A 19,593-nucleotide genomic window follows, 5' to 3' on the forward strand; every position below is an offset into this window, starting at 1 on the left:
GCAGGTTGCGGCGGAGCCGGGAAGAACTGGGGTCCCGTGCAGTGGAATGGGGCAGGCAGTTGCGGCGGAGCAGGGACACCTGGGCATACTGGCCGCGACGGTCAGCCTGGGCCTGCCGGGATCTACGGCCGAGACGGACATGCAGGGCGCAAGGGCACTTGGGTTTGGGGATATGTGGACGAAAGCAAGGGGGCCACTAAATGAACGCCAAACTTCTTGCCGCTGTCGTTTGCGCGATTGGACTTACTGTCAATGCCCGAGGATCTGACGATTTTCGAACCTTATCCGTTCCGTGGAGCCACAGTTCTCCGACCACAATTGGATCGGGGATTGACGTTGATCTTATCAATCAGCAGAGGTTCAGTTGCCTTAATTTTGTTGATACGGACTTAAAGTGGCTTGATTCAGACGGAGCGGTATCAACTTCGGCCTCTATTGAACTGGTTTCCGATTACAAGTCACTAGCTAGGACGTTAGGGCTTGAAGTTGATTACAAGTCAAAAGCGGATGTTAGTATTGCCGCTCTGAAAGCGGGCGGAAGTCTCGACCTGCATCTGAAATACGACTCCTTTGCAAAGGACGAAAGTCGGACCGCTGCAATCGTTATCAAAGCGGCCAGTGATTATGGTAGAAGGGGCCTTCGCAACTACCCCCTCAAAGCGGATCTTGCGGAACTGATCACGGAAGGAAAGTTTGACGAATTTCGCCAACGATGTGGAACTCACACAGTGGTTGCAGAGCATCGCGATGCGCTTGTGGCAATCGTAATTACCCTATCCGACATTACATCCTCGTCGAAGCAAGCCTTCGAAGGCATGTACAAGACAAGCGTTAGTGGCAGCGGTACCATCAATGCGGCTACCGTGTCAGGAAACGCAGATTTCTCTACGCGATGGAATAGCCTCATCGAGGCCGCAGCCAGGATGGGTACATTGAAGGTTTCGTTCGAATCCAGAGGGGGAGCGGGGATTTCGGACGCGACAAAGCTTGCGATAACGAGTGACCCCACAAAAATTGATCAAATCCTTGCTGCGATTAGTACGATTGGGGCTAGTTTCACCAAGGAAAACTCGGCGCCTGTCGAGTATCTCCTCATCTCCAACACGGCATTCGGCGTCAAAAACAAACTCTCCGACACCTCGAAACTGGATGCATTGAACACGTACTATCTTCGACTCTCGCGGCTCGATTATGCCCTAGATAAAATTGATGGGTATAAGAGCTCTTTTCCAGACATTTATAAAAATTATTACTCAAAATATTTAATTTCACTCAGGTCGCAACGCACTGAGCTCGTCAATGGCATTGAAGCGTGCGCCATTTATGACAAATGCGATTACGTAATGCCCGCAGAGCTAAGTGCTCTATTCGCGGACGATATCGTCACAGCCGATACAGTAAAGCTCGATTGCTCGTATAAGCGTTATGACACAGCTGATCACAAGGTCAAGCTGAACGTACTCACGAACGCGGCAGTCGTCGTTCGCGGACGGGCGCGGCTCACTGAATACGTATCTCTTCCGACAGCGATACTTTCGCGGTTTGGGCCCGAACCAAACGCTCCTATGCAAATGGTAACGGCCTTCCAGGCTTTCGCTATGAGCGCTGTGGGTGCTGACGGCACATCGAGAATAGTGGCCCAAGTGGATAATGTAATATTCACGCCAGATGTCTCGATTGCCACAGGTACAATAACAATCAATAACCTTTCAGAAATGACTATCCAGCGCCAGAACCTACTTGCCTCGGTTTATGGAATCGGGATTCAGGCCAAGAACGGCATGTTCACCCAGAATACAGTCGGCCCTCCCTACGGTGGTGATTGTCCGCTACAAAGCAGTGCCCTTTAAGCAGCAATTTCTATCTGGCCGAGAGGACGGCGCGAATTCCGATCCAAAGAGCGCGCCGCCCATCGTCCGGCGCGCTGTCGACACAAATGTTCGCCACCTCCTTCATCTGCAACCAACCTTCCGACGCAAAGGCGTCCGCCACATCGATGGTTTTCCTCATCTCGTTTAGGTCTGCGATTGGTAATGCGCAAATCGAACTGCCGGGCTGCGTGTAGCAGGTTACGTGGACTTTGAACGCATAGCCCTTCATCTCTTCACAGTTGCAAGAAGGGTTGGCGGAAATGTCCAACTTAGGAACGATGGCCTCTTGAAGACACACTAGCGTTTTATCGCGCCATCGCTTTCCTTCTGCCGTTAAGTTGGTGTTGTTCAGGAAGCGCTGGCAGTACTTGAGGCCGTAGGATTCAAAGTACTCGTCCTTGTCTCCGGAGCATGGACAGTACTTGGCAAAACACTGCTTGTACACGCCGCAACTTGGCGTTTGCTGGTTGATGCACTGAGCCTCTACAGAAGTTCCAAGCAGGACGGTCAACGCTAAACAGCCGTGCGCAACTACTGCTATAAGCGGGCGGAACTGACTTGGACGTAGCATGGCGATGCCTCCCCGGGCGGCACTTGCGTCCCGCGAGTCACCATACGCTACCAAGAATGCCCACGGCGTTCAATCCCGGTTCGCCCACTGCCGTGGCGCTGGAGCACCGGATCGACCCACAAGGAACAGATGAAGAGGACATCGAGGCGGCGACGGCAACGCGCGAGATTGGCTCTGCTCGACGGCGTATCAATGCGAAGGTCTATGAGGTGCGGCGCAGTCGACAGCGAGTCCGCACTGGGCAGCAGACGTTCGCGGCACAAATAGCATTGCCTAACTTTCGGCCTACGCGCTCGTTGCACGGGCCACCTTTGCGCGGGATCGGAGTGCGCGCCTTCGGGGATGGCCGATTTCCGTTGCCGCCCCTTGTAGGAAATTTGGTCCGTGGGTTTAATCTTTGTTCCGCAGCCGTCACTGGCAAAAAATGGAAATATCGGGGGATCAGAAACAGCCGTCGTTTTATCTTTTAACGATACTGTGTTACCAAATCTCCCAGAAGAGATCGATATCGTTCTCTAAGAATAATACGTTGCTCCGCGAATCGGATCGACTTTTTCTTTTCTTCTATGCCCACCCAAATTCTCCTTTCCCTCAAACTTTGGAGGCACGATAAATCCGATAGAAAAGAACTTGTCCTGCAAGGGTTGGTTCCGTTCTGGTTCTGATAGATCGTGAAGCTTTATCCAATGTCTACGCAAATAAGATGCCATTTTACGTGTGGAGCGTGCCCTACCTCCGCCGACTATGAGTACTCTACGATCACCGGGCATAGATACTCGCGAAAGTAGTCCAAAGTTTCCGGATTTTGACTGCGTATTGGCCGTCTCCTGATACCACGCATGGAGCGACTCAGGCGACTCACGCTGCATTGGCGCGATTTCCACCCACCTCTCGCTGTTTTTTGCCTCTTCTCGGCTCGAGATTTTAAACGACCTATTCGCCTCGAGTGACCGGCTGAGTTCTGTCACGATTGCATTAGAAAATAGTCCTATCACAATAAATGACGTGCATTTTCGGATATCGTCATTTCCCCTATCGTCAAAATATGTCTTATCGTAAAAAGTTTTCCATACATCGTCGTCAAAATATATTTTTGGAACGGAGGTTCCATATTCTGCAAACATGGCTGATATATGACGGGCCGCTATAAGATCGTTCCAAGACACGCAGGCACGGTCCACCTCCGTCAGCTCTTTTAAGCATAATTCATTGGCTCCGCGGTCTTCGTCATTTTGCTCCGCAACCTCGACCTTAAATTTCGGCAAGACGATGATCACTTCGCCACCGACCGAAATCGAAAAAAACCGCATAAATTTCGCCTTGGTTTCCTGACGTCGAAGATCGCTGTACCAATTGATAGCAAGTGTAGCGAGCATGGCGGCTAGGATAGAACTTGTAACGGCTGACACCGCGTTGAGAAGTGCCTTTGTCGCCTTGAACGACAATCCGATAGCGTCGCTTTTCTCCGGCAGAAATTCGACCGTCGCTGTACAAAAAATCAGCAGGAGCGCCACCACAAGCGACGATCCAATCAAGATACGTTTGTATGGATGTTCCAGTTGGTTGCTAGCCATACCCATTTCCCCCCAAGCCAGGTAAGTCGACCCAGCGCGAGCCAGGGGAACCGAAACGAACTGCGCCCAGCAAGCCTTCACAAAAACAAAATCCGTGAACTCTGCTGTTTCAGGATATCTGGTTTCAGTCATTTTCTGCAATCTCACGGCATCGGCTCCCTAGCCCGCCCCTGCTTCAGGGTGAACCTCCGCAGGCACCCCACATTTTCCTGTGCCGGTGTCGGAGGGTGAACGGCAGTCTTACGTGTATGCAAAGAGGTTAGCCGAGACAGGAGGCCCCATCTACTGCGTTAACTCAAGACTCAGCAAGGACCTGGCGTCGCCTGGAACTCAGAAGCAGTCGTTCGTCCGTTCGGGGGTGTAACTGCAGTAATGGGTCGATCTCCGACTTTGGGAAAACTAGGCGGGCCCGACTCTAACTCGGAGTCGGCTTCGTTGACTTTCCGCTGGCAACCTAGGATTCTTGCGCTAGAATCACTGTATATTTATACAGTATCTACGTGAGCGATTCCGATGATCCCCGCTGCCACCCTTTACACGCAGACACCTCCTCCGGACGAACGCGCACGTTCGATAGACGCTCTACTCGACTCAACTATGTATCCCGCCTTGGGGGGAATAACCCTGTGGCGCGCTTCGCAGCTGGCCGCCGGCTTCGATCGGGTGGTGTCGTGCGGCCACGCCACGCTGGCCGCCGAACTGCCGGGCGGCGGCTGGCCCGCGGGCGCGCTCACCGAACTGCTCACACCGCAGCCCGGCTGCGGGGAGCTGCGTCTGCTGCAGCCCGCACTGGCGACCGTCGGATCCCGCCCCTTGCTCCTGCTGCAGCCGCCGCACCGGCTGCAACCCGCCGGACTGGCGTGGCTGGGCGTTCCCGCAGCACAGGCCTGCGTGTTGCGCGCACCACGTACGGCAGACGCGCTGTGGGCCGCCGAGCAGATCCTGCGTGCCGGCACCTGCGGCGCCCTGCTCTTCTGGCAGGCCGAAGTGCGGCAGGAGGCGCTCCGGCGCCTGCATCTGGCCGCGCAGGCCTCGGACACGCTGCTGTTCCTGTTTCGCCCACTCGCGGCCGCCCACGCGACGTCGCCAGCGCCGCTGCGGCTCGCGCTGCGAGCCGCCAGGGGCGGTATTGAAGTGACGTTCGTCAAGCGCCGCGGACCGCAGCGCGACGAACCCGTTTTCGTTCCTCTCGTACCTTCACCTGCCCTGTTGAGCCGATATGCAACTCTGGATCGGCGTACATCTGCCGCACCTCGCCCTCGAGTCGTTTCTCCCGCGCTGGTCGACGCCACGCCATGAGGCCGGATTCGTCGTGCTGGAAAAGGACCGCGTTGTCGCGCTCGACCGCGCGGCGCATTCCGCCGGGATCGTGGCCGGCATGCGCCGCGGTGGTGTGCTGACGCTCGCGCCCGACGCGGTCATCCGGGAGCGTGATCTCACCCGTGAAGCAGAGCTGGTTCGTGGCGTGGCGTTCGCCCTGCTGCATTTCACCCCCCACGTGGTGCTGGCTGAAGAAGCCATCGTACTTGCCGACGTCTCGGCGAGCCTGCGGCTCTTTGGCGGTATTCGCCCGCTGCGCCGACTCGCGCGCGAAACGGTGATCGCGTTCGGCGTAACGGCAACGCTTGCTGTTGCGCCAACAGGGCAGGCCGCGTGGCTCTTCGCCCGGTCCTCGGGTGGCATTGCCCTCACGTTGCGATCCGTCGACCGCGCACTGCGTCGCGTGCCGTTATCTGCCCTGCCGCCGGCGCGCCCCTACGCTGAATGGTTCGACGGCCTGGGATGCGAAACGGTGGACGACGTCCGGCGCCTGCCTCGCGCAGGCCTCAAGAAGCGCTGCGGCACGGCGCTGCTGGATGCGCTCGATCGCGCGACGGGCGCGGCGCCGGAAGTGTACGAATGGCTGGAGTTGCCCCCCGCCTTCAGCGCGCGGCTCGAGCTGCCCGACCGGATCGAGCATGCGGAAGCCGTGCTGTTCGCGGCGCGGCGGCTGATCCTGCAGATGACCGGCTGGCTGTCGGCGCGACAGCTGGCGATCGCGCGGTTTGTACTTGAGCTCGAGCATGAGCGCGGCCGCGCGGCGGTGCCGCCGACGGCAATCGAAGTTGCCCTCGCGGAACCGACCTCGCGCGAGGACCACCTCGTGCGTCTTCTGAAAGAACGGCTGGGCCGCGTCGAGCTGGCCGCGCCGGTCATCGCCGTTCGTCTCGACGCGAAGGACGTGCGCGAAGCGGACGCACCCAGCGAATCGCTGTTTCCTGAGCCTGGCGGTTCGCCACAGGATCATGCACGCCTGATGGAACTGCTCGTCGCCCGGCTCGGCGCCCAGAATGTCACCCGGGCGGCGCCCGTCCCCGATCACCGCCCCGAGGTCGCCGCGCGCTGGATACCCATCGGTGAGACCGTCAGGTCCATGCCGCCACCGTCCAGCCTTCCGCGGCCGGCGTGGCTGCTCGACAGTCCGGTGCAGCTCATCATGCGCGGCCACCGTCCGTTCTACGGCACCCCGCTGCGTATGGTGTCGCCGGCCGAACGTATCGAGGGCGGCTGGCAGGACGGACACCTGGTGACGCGGGACTACTTTGTCGCCGAATCCGGCGATGCGGTGCACTACTGGGTGTTCCGTGAACGCACGGGCGCGCGCGACGATCGCGAGCCGCGCTGGTTCCTGCACGGCCTGTTCGGGTGATCGTCCATGGCGCCGACCTACGGCGCACTGCCCGACTATGCGGAGCTGCAGTGCGCGTCCAACTTCTCCTTTCTGCACGGCGCATCCCACGCCGAAGAAGTCGCTGTACGTGCCGCACAGCTCGGGTATGCCGCACTGGCCATCACGGATGAATGCTCGCTGGCCGGCGTTGTTCGTGCCCACGTCGAGGCGAAGAAGGCCGGGCTGCCTTTCATCGTCGGGTCGCACTTCCACCTGACCAACGCCGACGGCTCGCCGGCCCTGTCATTCACCGCGCTGGCGATGACACGCGAAGGCTATGGCAACCTGTCCGAGCTGATCACGCTCGGCCGCATGCGCGCACACAAGGGCAGCTACCGGATTGCCCCCCTGGATCTCGCGCACCCTGAGAAGCCCTTCGGGCACCTGCGGGGACTGCCGGACTGCGTCGCGATCCTGTCACCGGACTACCCGGCCGATGAAGAGAGGCTGGATACGCAGGTCGAGTGGTTCGCCCAGACCTTCGGCGATCGCGCGTGGATCGCCCTCACGCTGCATGCCCGGGCAATGGATGATATTCACCGAGGTACCGTCGAACACGTCGCTGCGCGCCACGGCATTCCCGTCGTGGCGACCGGCGCACCTGTCATGCATGTGCGCTCGCGCAAACCGCTGCAGGATGTCCTCACTGCGATCCGGATTGGCAAACCGGTCGCCGAGTGCGGCTATGATCTCGCGCCCAACGCAGAGCAGCATCTGCGATCGCGCCTGCGACTCGCCAACCTGTACCCGCAGCGCATGCTTGAGGAGACGCTGCGGATCGCGCACCTGTGCACGTTTTCGCTCGACGAGCTGCGCTATGAATATCCCGACGAGCTGGTGCCGGCCGGCCATACGCCGACGACCTATCTGAGGCAGGAGACCTACATTGGTGCGCATCGCCGCTGGCCGGAAGGCGTCCCCCATCAGGTGCAACGGCAGATCGAGCATGAACTCGCGCTGATCGGGGATCTGCGCTACGAGCCATACTTCCTCACGGTCTACGACATCGTCCGGTTCGCGCGCAGCGAGGGCATCCTTTGCCAGGGGCGCGGGTCGGCGGCCAACTCGGCCGTCTGCTTCGCCCTGGGTGTAACCGAAGTGGATCCCGCGCGCTCCTCGATGCTGTTCGAGCGGTTCATCTCGAAAGAGCGCGGCGAGCCGCCTGATATCGACGTGGATTTCGAGCACCAGCGCCGCGAGGAAGTCGTCCAGTACATCTACCGCAAGTACGGGCGCGATCGCGCCGCGCTGACGGCTGCGGTTACGACATACCGCCCGCGCAGCGCGCTGCGCGAATCGGGCAAGGCGCTCGGCGTGGATCCGGCCATCGTCGACCGCGTGGCGAAGGCCCATCAATGGTTCGATTCGAGCGGCGATCTGCTGAACCGCTTCGCCGAAGCCGGGCTCGATCCCGCGTCGCCGCTGATCGCGCAGTGGGCGACGTTCGCCGCACTGCTGGTGGGCTTTCCACGACATCTGTCGCAGCACAGCGGTGGCTTCGTGATCAGCCGCGGCAAGCTGTCGAGGCTGGTGCCGATCGAGAACGCCGCGATGGCCGACCGCTCGATCATCCAGTGGGACAAGGACGATATCGAGGCGCTTGGCCTGCTGAAGATCGACGTGCTCGCACTCGGCATGCTGTCAGCCATTCGCCGCGCGCTCGACATCATTTCAGAAAAGTCCGGCGAGCCGTTCGAGTTGCAGGACATTCCTGCCGAGGATCCCGACACCTACGAGATGATCTGTCGCGCCGATACGGCCGGCGTATTCCAGATCGAGTCACGCGCGCAGATGAGCATGCTGCCCCGCCTGCAGCCGCGCTGCTTTTACGATCTGGTGATCGAGGTAGCGATCGTACGTCCGGGCCCGGTGCAGGGCGGCATGGTGCATCCCTACCTGCGCCGGCGGCAGGGGCAGGAGCCCGTCACCTATCCGAGCCCCCAGATGGAGCAGGCGCTCTCGCGCACGCTCGGCGTGCCGATCTTCCAGGAGCAGGTGATGCAGGTCGCGATGCTTGCGGCCGGATTCACCGCCGGCGAGGCCGACCAGCTGCGTCGCGCGATGGCCGCATGGCGCCGCAAGGGTGGACTCGAAGCCTACTACGAGCGCATCGTGAACGGGATGCTCGAGCGCGGCTACGACCGCGAGTTTGCCGAGGCGATCTTTGCGCAGATCCAGGGCTTCGGCGAGTACGGCTTTCCGGAGAGTCACGCAGCGAGCTTCGCCCTGCTCGTCTACGCGAGTGCATGGCTGAAGCATCATGAACCGGTCGCGTTTCTCGTCGCAATGCTCAACAGCCAGCCGATGGGTTTCTATTCACCGTCACAGCTCGTGCAGGATGCCAGGCGCCATGGTGTGGAAGTGCTGCCCGTCGACGTGACGCTCAGCAACTGGGATTCGACGGTCGAGGGCGACTCGACGCACGCGCCGGTGCGCCTCGGCATGTCGCTGGTGCGCGGCCTGAAGGAAGAAGCCGCTGCACGCATCGAGCTCGCGCGTGCCGTGCGGCCCTTCGCCGATGTCTCCGATCTGGCGCGACGCGCACAGCTCGATCGCAAGGATCTGCAGGCGCTCGCAGCGGCCGACACTTTGCGCTCGCTGGCCGGCGACCGGCGCGCCGCACTCTGGCAGGCGGTGGCTGCGGTACCCGACCGGGATCTGCTGCGCGGGGCCACCGATGACGACGTGACGCCGGTCCTCGCGCCGATGACGGAGGGCCAGCAGATCGTGAGCGATTACCGGACACTGGGTCTGACGCTCGGCAGGCACCCGCTGGAACTGCTGCGCCCTCGCCTGCTCGCCCAGCGATGGCTGCCGGCGTCGACACTGGCGGGCTTCCGGAACGGGCAACTCGCGCGTGCCTGCGGCATAGTGACAGTCCGGCAGCGTCCCGGCACGGCCAAGGGGGTGATGTTCGTCACCCTGGAAGACGAGACCGGGCAGGTCAACGTCATCATCTGGCCGTCGCTGCTGGAAAAGCAGCGGCGCGAAGCGCTCGGCTCATCACTGCTTGCCGTGTACGGCGTCTGGCAGCGGGAGGGTGAGGTTCGTCATCTCGTCGCGCATCGACTGGTCGATGCCTCCCGTCTGCTCGGCTCGCTCGTCACGTCGACACGAAACTTCCATTGAGAACCGGCGTACCATATTCGCGCACCTTCCTTCAAGGAGAGCCACCGTGTGCTATTCAGCCCAGATCCAGGCGGACTACCGCAAGTACGTCAGGATGTTTGGCGCGCACATGAGCATCCGGGAGTTCGCGCAGCTGTACTGGGAACGCGCCGAGGGCAGCAACGTCAAGCTTCCGAAGGCGATGGACGCCGCGTTCTCGGCTCCCCAGACCGACGAGGAACGTCGGATCAGGGAGGCGATCGACCGGTTCAACAGCGAGCAGGCAACCAGGCTGGAACAGGAACTGTTCAAACAGCGCGCGCGACTCGCCGACGCGGAACGCACCCTTCAGGACAAAACGACGAAGGCGGCCACCGAAAGCAAACGGATCGCAACCAGCAAGATCGAGTCGACGCTGCGCGGACTCGACGATCTCCGGCGCACCGAACTGAAAGACCGCGATTCGCGAATTTTCCCCGGTAACTATGCTCCGGTGATGGTCATGGAAAACGGCAAGCGCGTCATCAAGCCGATGCGATATCACTGTCGCCCGGCTGGCAAGCCTGCGTTCTACGACAAGAAATATCCCGGACTCTACAATGCCAGGCTTGACAACCTCGAAGGCTTCTGGAAGGGCGTTTTTGGGTATTCGCACGGACTTATCGTCGCGAATGCATTCTATGAAAACGTGAAACGACATCGCCTTGAAGGGCGCGAGCTCGCTGAAGGCGAACTGGAGGAAAACGTGGTCTTGGAGTTCAAGCCAAAGCCCGCTAAGGACATGCTTATCGCCTGCCTGTGGTCGCACTGGCAAAGCCCCGGCGAGCCTGATCTGCTCTCCTTTGCTGCGATCACCGATGAGCCGCCGCCGGAGATTGCCGCTGCAGGCCATGACCGCTGCATCATCCCGATCAAGCCGGAGAATATCGACGCTTGGCTTTGCCCCGACCCCAACAATCTCGCGGCACAGTACGCGATTCTGGACGACCGCCATAGGCCGTACTACGAACATCGGATGGCGGCCTGAGCAGCGCGAGTCGTGAACGACATCGGGCCAAGCCTCGGTGCACTTAAGTAGGTCGGACCGTCGCCCAATAACGAAAGTCCCAGTGCGGCCATCAAGCGTCATTCGTCCGGACCAATGGTCCGGCCGTTCAGATGGCGGCTTCGTTCAGTAAACGGACGCTCACCATTTCGTTCGCGATCTCACTTTCGAACTTGCGACTGCCTGAAACAAAGCGGGTGGGAGCGAGACCCAACACACCTGTTATCCAATCTAGCCTGCGGGTGCAGTCCACCAACCCTCCGTCTGCCCAGCCATGCCAGCCCAGGCTTGCATCTCGGGGAAAATCTCGTTCCAACTGTTTTCGAGCAAACGTCTGCGGATGATGTTTTCGTCCGGGAAGGCTGTCTGTGCCAGCATACTGAGTTTAAAATGTCGATGCTCACTGAGCATGCCGGCGCCGCAGAAACGCTCGACACCCAGACGGGCAATATCCTGGCCGGCCATTTCAAACTCGCCAATAGACGTGACGAAAAACGGCATCGTCTCAGTTAGGTTTGAGGGAAGTTGAGCTTCTTCGAGCCGCCGCCTCACGCACTCGTTGAGGAGATCGAATACCTGTGGAGCGAACAAATACCAGTCCTCGTAGGTTACGACGAAGGGATAAATAGGTCGCCCGTTGGGGGTCCATTTCGAGAGCCCATTGATCGCATCATCGATGTTTTCGTATAACTGGACGACTGCTTCAGCAAGCTCGTCGAGCGATATCTCAAGCGTTGATCCCTCCGCCGTTTCCTTGGCACCTTGCTTCATCCGGCGCGTCTTGGACTCGATAAATATGTTTCCCGTGGTGTCGCTTACGATCGCATCCACGCCATGTCGCATATTTCCGGAAACTTCGTAAGGCTGCTCGCCCGTGACGGAAAACCGCTCCAAATCGAAGATCTCAAATAGGACACGCAGTACGTAACGCTCGAAAGCTCGTCCGTATTCATTGCCAAACTCGATCCCGAGTTGGCTTTTCCCCTTGCCGAGATCATAGAAGAGTCCTTCGGTAACGCGCCGAAGCAGAAATTCAGGGAAGGGATGCCAGTGGATAGGTGTCTGATGATCGTCCAGGTTGATCAGGGGAGTGGCTTCCATCGGGTTCCATGTGAATGCCCAGCCCTCATCGTCGCGCTGCAATACTTCGATATTTCGACGAATCTCTGTCAGCGTTGTACCAGCCATCTTGAAGAATTTGTCGCGCGCCTCGTCGGTTACGCCGAACGCCGAGTAATCCTGTGCCGTGCTGGTAACCACCTTTTTCTTCCCCGCGCCAGCGATGCCCATCGCTAGAAAAAATATCTCTCTCACTGAGAGATCCGTTACCCGCTCAAAGATAGGCGCCAACTCGGGGTCGCTGTAGATATGAAAGGCTCGGAACATACGGGCCTCGTCTTGCGGATATTGCCAGCGAGCCTGCTGGTGGATCAACGTATGCAACGCGCGCATCGCGTCGTCACCAGAGCTGATCATGCGCTCCGAAATCCCTTCACTGATCCGCCGAATGTGGTTGATCATCTGAAAGAGACCCTGCGGCGTAGCGAGTGTATTTTCGTCGCCTGCCGCGTGCAGCAATATTTCACGGGACAGAAGATGAAGCTCCCACACATGGATCTCGAAGACTGGGCCGCCCGCTCTCGTCCGAAGTTTTAGCATCCCCGATACATCCACGTGCAACTGGCATTGCCATATGCACTCCAACGCTGGCCGTAACGCCATTTTTCGGAGTTGATTCCTGAATGGCTTGTACAGATCGTAGATCTTCATCGTGCGAGAACGACCCCGAAATTGGTGATAGCCTCCTATCATACAAGCCATGCTAGAGAGACAATCAGGAGCGTCCATGACAGCAGATGCAATGCCTGCACCGGAAGGCCTTATCGAGCCGCATGCAGCGCTTCTTCGACAACCGGCGGACGGTCAGCGGCTTTACAAGGTAATGCAGACCGAGCACCTGGTCAGTCCGATTGCCGGGTCCTACCTGCACTTCAATCGCGTCGATCGTTACCGTGATTTCGACACGGCCGACTCGCATGATGGTGCGCAACTGCCCGCTGACCGGGAGGTCAACGCAGTCGTCGGGTTCGAGAGGACGCCGGATTTCACGGCGGCGCACTACTATGACCAGTGTCGTGCCCGGACTTATGCCTGCTCCTTCGTGCTGGAGAACGACGAACATCTCTGGCAAACCTATGGCTCAGGTGGCAGGCACGGTCGCGTTGCGGTGGTCTTCGATTTCGCATGGTTGCGCCAGCATCTCAACGCCCAGTTGGCACCAGGTGCGAAGCTCGACTGGGAGGGTGTGGTGTGCCGGCAGATTTTCTCGATTAATTACGGTATCGTTGACTACGTGGATTGGGATGAACATCGCCTCAATGCCGAATACCTGCCTAATCCGATTCTATACAGCTACACCAAGGAGAAGCGTTTCCGTGCGGAGCACGAACTACGCATCACGTTAAGTGCGATCGGTATGGGCAAGCTGGCCATAGGTGCTCAAGTCATGCAGGACTTGCCGCATAGTCTTCATATGGCGATTGACTTTCCCGCCGCACTCGCAGAAGGCGGCATCATCTCGTTTGATCTCGGACCCGATTGCGACGAAGCGTGGCTGGAAACCGAACTGGCGAAGTTTGGGATCGAGCGTCGATAACAGGCGGCAGCGGAAATGCCAATAGCTTTGGTGTATAAAGCCTCTGAAGCCGTGTCCGAGTTTAAACGGCGCCACCTATCGATAGTTGCGGGGACAGGATTTGAACCTGTGACTTCGGGTTATGAGTCCAACCAACTACCAGATCGCTCTATCCTGCGGCATGGGACGAACACATGCTGGTGACCGCAACACTGCGTACGAATGTCTCATATTGGCGTGACAGCGGACCGGCGCCGATGCTGACTGAGTTACTTAAACGGGTCGAAGGACTGCAGAGGCGTGGGTTATCTCGGTCCTCACGACACACTCCAAAAAACATACCACAGATCAGGGCGCCGACGCATCGCAGCGCCCCACCGCCGCGCCAGTCACTATAAGTCAGCCGCGACTCGAGACACAATTGAGTCAGTCTGACTGAATCAACTTCGATACAATGCCCCTCTCCATTTGGGATTCGTGCTCGATGCTAATGCGACTCTATTATCTGACTGCGGAAAAGTGGGCGAGGAAGATAATCGAGGAGCGCCGTGTGAAGATCTCCCTTTTTGACGATCTGAACGACCCGTTCGAGCTATTGCCACACGTCCTCCCGAGCAGGAAGCACCGCATCGTGGCAGATGTTCTTCGGGAACACCTCTCCAAGCAGCGCGGCGTGATCTGCTTCTCGACGGACTGGAGCAGTCCGGTCATGTGGGCGCACTACGGTGAGAAGCACTACGGCCTTTGTCTCGGGTTCGACGTGCCGGACGACCTGGTGATGCGAGTGAGCTACGAGCCTACCCGCCTCAAGTTCGATATTGATCCTTCCAAACACAATGCCGGGGTTACGCCCGAGATGATCAAGGCCATGCTCCTCACAAAGTTCGAGGCGTGGCGTTATGAAAACGAGCACCGGGTCATGAGTGACCTAACGGACAGGGGCAAGGACGGTCTCTATTATTCGGACTTCGGTCCATCGCTGATGCTGCGTGAGGTCATCATTGGCGTGCGCTGCACGGCCACGCAACAGGAGGTGGCTACGTGGGTCGGCGCGATGGGACACGGCGTGGAAATCCGCAAGGCGCGCCTCGCGTTTAACGACTTCAGGATCGTGGAGCAGAAACGCAAGCGCGTGGTCATCGCGGGCCTGGCGGCCGGGACGCTAGGCTGAACAGGATGGTCAACGTAAGTGAACCGGCGAACGCAGCGCGGTCGAACGACTAGTTGTGGTTCTTCGGCGCGGCCGGATACGGCGATCACGCCCGAAGGTAGTCTCCCAATATCTAGTCTGAGTATTTACACTGTACGTGACGATGCTCGGTACAGAACAAATGCACGGAAAAATACAAGCCATCCTTGAGCAGAAGCCTGGTCAGAAAGCCAAGGCAATCGCTGCTCAGCTTCGAACGGACACACCAGAAGTCAACCGGATCCTGCACGCTCATAAAGACATTTTTGTTCAAGATCCGGAAACGTACACATGGTCGTTAGCAGCGTTACGCATTGACCTCGGGAACCACTGCTGGCTTGACGCTGAATCGTTCGAGAACGCGCTACTGGCGGCTGGTTCACTACTTGACTCGTCAACTACTGGTCGCGTCACATTTGTTGTTGGCGAGGACTGCAAGATTTTGCTTGAGGCCTTGGCCCGCCTGCTTGCGATTTGCAACCAATTGGCGTCTTTGGGCAAAGTCGTTTCGCTAGATTTCAGCGCGTCGCGGTCGACGCTGAGTTACTTGAATCGCATAGGTTTCATTGACCTCGTGCGAAAAGACGTAAAGATCTTGCCCAAACGCCCCCGGGTTTCGGCAGCAGTTGCTTACGAGGGCAACAGCGACGCCGTTGTTGAACTGAGAGCAATTGATCACGAAGATCCCGATGACGACATTCCGGGTCTTCTGAGAAAGAGCTTCGTGGCATGCGCCGGGGATCAATACGACGTAGCAGCCCACACGGTGATAGCGGAACTCTATGGCAATGTTACAGAGCATTCCGGAGCAACGTCTGCTGGATTTGCCGGCCTTCAGTACTATGCCGGCGGCAAAAGGCGGCACATACAGACAGTGATTTCCGATGGTGGACGAGGGATCATTGGAACGCTGATGCCCATCTTGAAAGACCGATTTCCGGTTGTGGCCCGCAAGATCGCCAAGTCGTCGATTGATCCCCGTGTTGCGCTGCTTCAGGAAGTGTTTTCGCAAGGGGGCATCAGTCAAGTCGACGCATCGGGTCGAGGCCTTGGGCTCAGGCGATCTGGTCAGTGTGCAAACAAATACAATGCGCTCGTCTCCGTGCGACAAGAGACTTTTGAGTTGAAGATCGAGCACGTTGGAGACGACATACGGTTTTCCCACCGCCTGGGCTTGGTCAGGATTGCAGGCACTCACATCTGCTTCGATTTCCTCCTTGACTGAGTTGATAAGTCTGGTTAAATTAACAGAATGAATCAGAAATCTGTCGTCGTGAGGCTGCGAGACCTGACGAAGAATACCCATCCCTTCGGCAACAGCGAAGGAAAAGAGGTCTTCCGGAAGCTGCTGGACTTGGTTGAGCAAAGGCCAGGGACCGAGGTGTTCGGTATCTCCCTTGATGGCATCGAAGCTACGGATGCGTCATTTCCGCGCGAAAGTGTCATCTCGGTAGCGAAGCAGCTTAGAGGCGAGAAAGGCTTCTATCTAACTGATCTATCCAACCGGGATCTGATCGACAACTGGAGCTATGCTGCGCAGGCCAAGGACCAGCCGTTGGTTATCTGGAACGACGGCGACTTCGAGATCATTGGACCCGAACTGAACAAGTCCACACGAGACCTTGTTGAGTATGTTCTCTCCAAGGGGGCAGTCTTGGCCTCTCAGGTCGCTAGCGACCTCGGGCTGTCAGTGCCCAACGCCAGCACTCGCCTGAAGAACCTTGTTTCGCAAGGCTTCATCCGTCGCACTGAAGACGTAGCCGACTCCGGCGGCATCGAGTACCGCTACTCGGCCATGAAATAATCTCGTTAAACAGCTTGCTTTAACCAGAACATCTAGCATATACTGCAATTGTTCCTGCTAAGCGTTGGCCCGGCCCTCGTTAAACAGGATAATTTAACCAGATTATGTGATAGGAGTTATTCCAATGAGCACCAGTGATCAAGCGCATGCTGATTCTGCGCCCCTTCATCCGGACAATCAGGTCACGATCTATATCAACGGTACGCCGAAGGTGGTCCAGAAGGAACGCCTGACCTTCGACGAAATCGTCGCGTTGGCCTTCGACAGCCCGCCGACCGGCGATGGCGTCCAGTTCACCGTTCAATACTCGCGCGGCCAGTCCGGCTCGAAGGGGAGCTTGGTCGAGGGGCAATCTGTTCAAGTGAAAGAGGGGATGGAATTCGATGTCACGCCTACTAATCGCTCGTAGCCCAGACCTGCAGCATCTCCGGAATGAAGGGTATGACCTCGAAGTCCGGGGTGGATATCTGCTGATCAAGGATGTCCCCTATGTCAGTTCGGCCCGTGAAATTAAGCGCGGGATTCTGATCTCGACACTGGAGTTGAATGGTGATCAGACTGCGCGGCCCACCAGCCACGTGGCAATGTGGACTGGTGAGCACCCATGCCACCACGATGGCCGCATCATTGCGGCTATCACCAATCCGAGCCAAGGCCAGGATCTCGGCAACGATATACGGGCTGACTTCACCTTCTCCGCGAAGGCTGCCTATCGGGACTACCATCACAAAATGACGACCTATATCGGGCGCATCACCGGTGAGGCCCAGGTGATCGATCCGACTGTAACGGCCAACACATTTCCAGTCATCGCCGCCGAGGAAGACGAGTCGGTGTTCCGATACCTCGATACGGCAACCAGTCGGGTCGGCATTGGCGCGCTCAACGAGCGGCTTTCCAGCCAGAAAATCGCCATCGTTGGTCTCGGTGGAACAGGGTCATACGTGCTGGATCTCGTCGCGAAGTCGTGCGTCAAGGAAATTCATCTGTTCGACCGCGACGTTTTCTCCCAACACAATGCCTTCCGCTCCCCGGGCGCAGCCTCAATTGAAGAGTTGCAGTCCAAGCCTCTAAAGGTCAACTACCTGGCGGAGATCTACAGCAAGATGCGCCGAGGAATTCATGTCCGTGCAGTGTTCGCGGATGGTGAGACGGCCGCACTCCGAGAGATGGATTTCGTGTTCCTGTGCCTTGACCGCGGCACGGCCAAAAAGGCGATCGTCAAATCCTTGGTTGAGTGGGGGATCCCTTTCGTCGACATGGGGATGGGTATACTGCGTGCGCAGGACAGTCTGAGCGGCCTCATGCGTGTAACGTGTTTCGTGCCAGGCGCAGAAACGGCGGTACTCGGGCGGATCGACTATTCAGACGGGGATCTGCCGGAAAACGAGTATTCCACGAACATTCAGATTGCGGAGCTGAACGCGCTAAACGCGGCGTTGGCGGTCCTTCAGTGGAAAAAACTCTATCGAATCTATCGCGACTCGTCGCGGGCGAAATCGTTTAGCTACTCCATCGCTGCGAATGAAATGGCGAACGATGAAGAGGGTGCCGCATGACCCGCCTGCTTAACGTGAGGCACGAGTATGTGGAGTACATCCCCGAGCAACTGAAGCCGGGGATATTGTACATTTCAGAACGATTTCGAACCGCTTCTCATCTCTGTTGTTGTGGTTGCGGATTGAAGGTGGTTACGCCGCTGAATCCGGCGAAGTGGAGCCTGGCTGATCATGGCGCCAGCGTCTCGCTATCGCCATCTGTTGGAAACTGGGGCTACCCCTGCCGCTCCCATTACCTGATTATCCGCAATCAGGTTCACTGGGCGGGGCAACTTAATCATCGGCAGATTGCTGCTGTACAGCGGCGAGACCGCATTGATGTCAAGCGGCATGCACCTAGTAAAAGCCTGGTCGCCCGGCTGGCAGATGCGTTCAAACGCTGGTTCAAATGAGATGAAGGCGACGTTAGCCCATCCGGAATTACCTGCGCGAAATGACCGGAAATACAGGGCTGACCGCCTTCTTACGCTCAACAGACGTTCGCAGTATTTCTGTGACAGTCTGCGACGGGGTCGATCAGCGACATTCGGACTCTTTCGTACGCTAGGCGCCGAGGCGGGCGTTTCGAATGTCGCTGATCCGCCGCCCCGAAGGCGTAATGCCTGCTTCGGAAAGCGGGCCATCGTGGACACGTCCAACGGCCCTCGGTATTACCCGCCGCGAGCGCAGTGAGCGGTCGGGTCCACGCCCGAATTAGCCAGCGATGCCTCGTACTATCCCTTCCGGTTCGCGAACGGAAGAGTGCCATGTAACTTGTGGAACGATGCCAGAAGCTGACGCTCGGTGTCGCGAGGTTCGGGCGGACTACCCGTGGGCATCGCGCGCAACAACAGCAAGTTGTACGCCGCAAATTGCCAGATGATCTCCCCGCCCTTGTGCGGACCGTTACCCGACGTCTTTCCGGCGCAATGGTTTAGGAGGTCCCTGAGGCGCTTACGGAGCGAACGCGGCGAACGACCTCCCGCGAGCCCGATGTATACGACGCGCGTACCGTCAACCCACTTTCTCGTCAGCCGATCGACCTCCCACGGCGAGATTACATTGCCCGCTTCGCGCGTACGGTCCGCATCCAAGAAGAAAACCTCGCACTCCGGCGGCAGAATCAGAGCGTAGACACCACAATGATCCAGCCAGTCGCACCGTGGTAGCCCGGTTGTAAGGAGTTCACCAATGACTCCCACGTCACGGAAGCGGAGGTCGGCGACGGGCGCCAACTGCCTCGACTCGCCATCAATCCGGAGGGGCTCGGCTGACACGGGCATATTAGGGACTTGGCGTGTCGGTCTCACCAGCGCCGGGCTCGTTTGTGCTCCGCTTTGCAGACCGAGCAATCCGTCGCTGCGCGTGAAGAGGTGCGAATACTTGTTCACGCGCGCATTGATCTGATTCGCGGGCACGGGCAACCCGTCGCGGCGGGAGTAGTGCCCGAGCTGGTTGACTTCTGCCGCTATAGCAGGCGCAGTCATCGCCTCACCGGCGATCGAGAGTACTTCGGCTATCGCCTCATGCAAAGTCAACACAGCCCCT

Annotated in this window: 16 protein-coding genes; 12 read left to right on the forward strand and 4 right to left on the reverse strand. The window is 58.4% G+C overall.

What is annotated here, in order from left to right:
• Positions 1 to 200: 200 nt before the first annotated feature.
• Positions 201 to 1,850, forward strand: coding sequence for a hypothetical protein (locus M0D67_RS30435; RefSeq protein ID WP_266240805.1), 1,650 nt, complete (start codon positions 201 to 203; stop codon positions 1,848 to 1,850).
• A gap of 10 nt (positions 1,851 to 1,860) precedes the next feature.
• Here M0D67_RS30435 and M0D67_RS30440 read toward each other — a convergent pair whose 3' ends face one another.
• A complete protein-coding gene (locus M0D67_RS30440) occupies positions 1,861 to 2,442 on the reverse strand; it encodes a hypothetical protein (RefSeq protein ID WP_266240806.1) in 582 nt (193 codons plus the stop codon).
• A 515-nt stretch (positions 2,443 to 2,957) separates the two neighbouring features.
• On the reverse strand, positions 2,958 to 4,163 hold the full coding sequence (locus M0D67_RS30445; RefSeq protein ID WP_266240807.1) for a hypothetical protein: 1,206 nt from the start codon (positions 4,161 to 4,163) through the stop codon (positions 2,958 to 2,960).
• Between the two features lie 450 nt (positions 4,164 to 4,613).
• Here M0D67_RS30445 and imuA point away from each other — a divergent pair, with 450 nt between their 5' ends.
• The 4 genes from imuA to M0D67_RS30465 are packed head-to-tail and all read left to right on the forward strand — an operon-like array spanning position 4,614 to position 10,861.
• Positions 4,614 to 5,315, forward strand: a complete 702-nt coding sequence (imuA, locus tag M0D67_RS30450) for a translesion DNA synthesis-associated protein ImuA (protein WP_266240808.1) — start codon at positions 4,614 to 4,616, stop codon at positions 5,313 to 5,315.
• Positions 5,236 to 6,705: a DNA polymerase Y family protein gene (locus M0D67_RS30455; RefSeq protein ID WP_266240809.1), complete on the forward strand. Its 1,470-nt coding sequence runs from the start codon at positions 5,236 to 5,238 to the stop codon at positions 6,703 to 6,705. Before imuA ends, M0D67_RS30455 begins: the two co-directional genes overlap by 80 nt.
• A 6-nt stretch (positions 6,706 to 6,711) precedes the next feature.
• The gene (locus M0D67_RS30460) at positions 6,712 to 9,855 is read left to right on the forward strand and encodes an error-prone DNA polymerase (protein ID WP_266240810.1); all 3,144 of its coding nucleotides are present in this window, start codon (positions 6,712 to 6,714) and stop codon (positions 9,853 to 9,855) included.
• 46 nt (positions 9,856 to 9,901) lie between these two features.
• The gene (locus M0D67_RS30465) at positions 9,902 to 10,861 is read left to right on the forward strand and encodes an SOS response-associated peptidase family protein (protein ID WP_266240811.1); all 960 of its coding nucleotides are present in this window, start codon (positions 9,902 to 9,904) and stop codon (positions 10,859 to 10,861) included.
• A gap of 249 nt (positions 10,862 to 11,110) precedes the next feature.
• Here the strand turns inward: M0D67_RS30465 and M0D67_RS30470 are convergent, their stop codons facing one another.
• Complete coding sequence (locus M0D67_RS30470) at positions 11,111 to 12,649, reverse strand: hypothetical protein (protein WP_266240812.1); 1,539 nt, start codon at positions 12,647 to 12,649, stop codon at positions 11,111 to 11,113.
• Positions 12,650 to 12,725: 76 nt separating this feature from the next.
• Between M0D67_RS30470 and M0D67_RS30475 the strand changes: the two genes are divergently transcribed.
• From M0D67_RS30475 to M0D67_RS30505, 7 genes are all read left to right on the forward strand, one after another.
• Entirely contained in the window at positions 12,726 to 13,535 is an 810-nt protein-coding gene (locus M0D67_RS30475) for a hypothetical protein (RefSeq protein WP_266240813.1), read from the forward strand.
• Between the two features lie 529 nt (positions 13,536 to 14,064).
• Positions 14,065 to 14,685 carry a DUF2971 domain-containing protein gene (locus M0D67_RS30480; RefSeq protein ID WP_266240814.1) on the forward strand — a complete coding sequence of 207 codons (621 nt, stop codon included), beginning with the start codon at positions 14,065 to 14,067 and terminating at the stop codon, positions 14,683 to 14,685.
• 142 nt (positions 14,686 to 14,827) lie between these two features.
• A complete protein-coding gene (locus M0D67_RS30485) occupies positions 14,828 to 15,928 on the forward strand; it encodes a hypothetical protein (protein WP_266240815.1) in 1,101 nt (366 codons plus the stop codon).
• Positions 15,929 to 15,955: 27 nt separating this feature from the next.
• Positions 15,956 to 16,507, forward strand: a complete 552-nt coding sequence (locus M0D67_RS30490) for a helix-turn-helix domain-containing protein (RefSeq protein WP_266240816.1) — start codon at positions 15,956 to 15,958, stop codon at positions 16,505 to 16,507.
• Between the two features lie 124 nt (positions 16,508 to 16,631).
• The gene (locus M0D67_RS30495; RefSeq protein WP_266240817.1) at positions 16,632 to 16,916 is read left to right on the forward strand and encodes a multiubiquitin domain-containing protein; all 285 of its coding nucleotides are present in this window, start codon (positions 16,632 to 16,634) and stop codon (positions 16,914 to 16,916) included.
• Positions 16,891 to 18,066 (forward strand): ThiF family adenylyltransferase, encoded by a 1,176-nt coding sequence (locus tag M0D67_RS30500; RefSeq protein ID WP_266240818.1) that lies wholly within the window; start codon positions 16,891 to 16,893, stop codon positions 18,064 to 18,066. Before M0D67_RS30495 ends, M0D67_RS30500 begins: the two co-directional genes overlap by 26 nt.
• On the forward strand, positions 18,063 to 18,458 hold the full coding sequence (locus M0D67_RS30505) for a DUF6527 family protein (protein WP_266240819.1): 396 nt from the start codon (positions 18,063 to 18,065) through the stop codon (positions 18,456 to 18,458). Before M0D67_RS30500 ends, M0D67_RS30505 begins: the two co-directional genes overlap by 4 nt.
• Before the next feature lie 321 nt (positions 18,459 to 18,779).
• Here M0D67_RS30505 and M0D67_RS30510 read toward each other — a convergent pair whose 3' ends face one another.
• A complete protein-coding gene (locus M0D67_RS30510; protein WP_266240820.1) occupies positions 18,780 to 19,586 on the reverse strand; it encodes a hypothetical protein in 807 nt (268 codons plus the stop codon).
• Between the last annotated feature and the right edge of the window lie 7 nt (positions 19,587 to 19,593).

This window comes from Paraburkholderia sp. SECH4 (assembly GCF_030511745.1).
In the GTDB taxonomy this organism is placed as follows: domain Bacteria; phylum Pseudomonadota; class Gammaproteobacteria; order Burkholderiales; family Burkholderiaceae; genus Paraburkholderia; species Paraburkholderia madseniana.

Coding starts and splice junctions, on each gene's coding strand:
- M0D67_RS30470 (WP_266240812.1), bottom strand. CDS start 12,649: ATGAAGATCTACGATCTGTACAAGCCATTCAGGAATCAACTCCGAAAA.
- M0D67_RS30500 (WP_266240818.1), top strand. CDS start 16,891: ATGTCACGCCTACTAATCGCTCGTAGCCCAGACCTGCAGCATCTCCGG.
- M0D67_RS30475 (WP_266240813.1), top strand. CDS start 12,726: ATGACAGCAGATGCAATGCCTGCACCGGAAGGCCTTATCGAGCCGCAT.
- M0D67_RS30440 (WP_266240806.1), bottom strand. CDS start 2,442: ATGCTACGTCCAAGTCAGTTCCGCCCGCTTATAGCAGTAGTTGCGCAC.
- M0D67_RS30505 (WP_266240819.1), top strand. CDS start 18,063: ATGACCCGCCTGCTTAACGTGAGGCACGAGTATGTGGAGTACATCCCC.
- M0D67_RS30435 (WP_266240805.1), top strand. CDS start 201: ATGAACGCCAAACTTCTTGCCGCTGTCGTTTGCGCGATTGGACTTACT.
- M0D67_RS30485 (WP_266240815.1), top strand. CDS start 14,828: ATGCTCGGTACAGAACAAATGCACGGAAAAATACAAGCCATCCTTGAG.
- M0D67_RS30455 (WP_266240809.1), top strand. CDS start 5,236: ATGCAACTCTGGATCGGCGTACATCTGCCGCACCTCGCCCTCGAGTCG.
- imuA (WP_266240808.1), top strand. CDS start 4,614: ATGTATCCCGCCTTGGGGGGAATAACCCTGTGGCGCGCTTCGCAGCTG.
- M0D67_RS30495 (WP_266240817.1), top strand. CDS start 16,632: ATGAGCACCAGTGATCAAGCGCATGCTGATTCTGCGCCCCTTCATCCG.
- M0D67_RS30490 (WP_266240816.1), top strand. CDS start 15,956: ATGAATCAGAAATCTGTCGTCGTGAGGCTGCGAGACCTGACGAAGAAT.
- M0D67_RS30460 (WP_266240810.1), top strand. CDS start 6,712: ATGGCGCCGACCTACGGCGCACTGCCCGACTATGCGGAGCTGCAGTGC.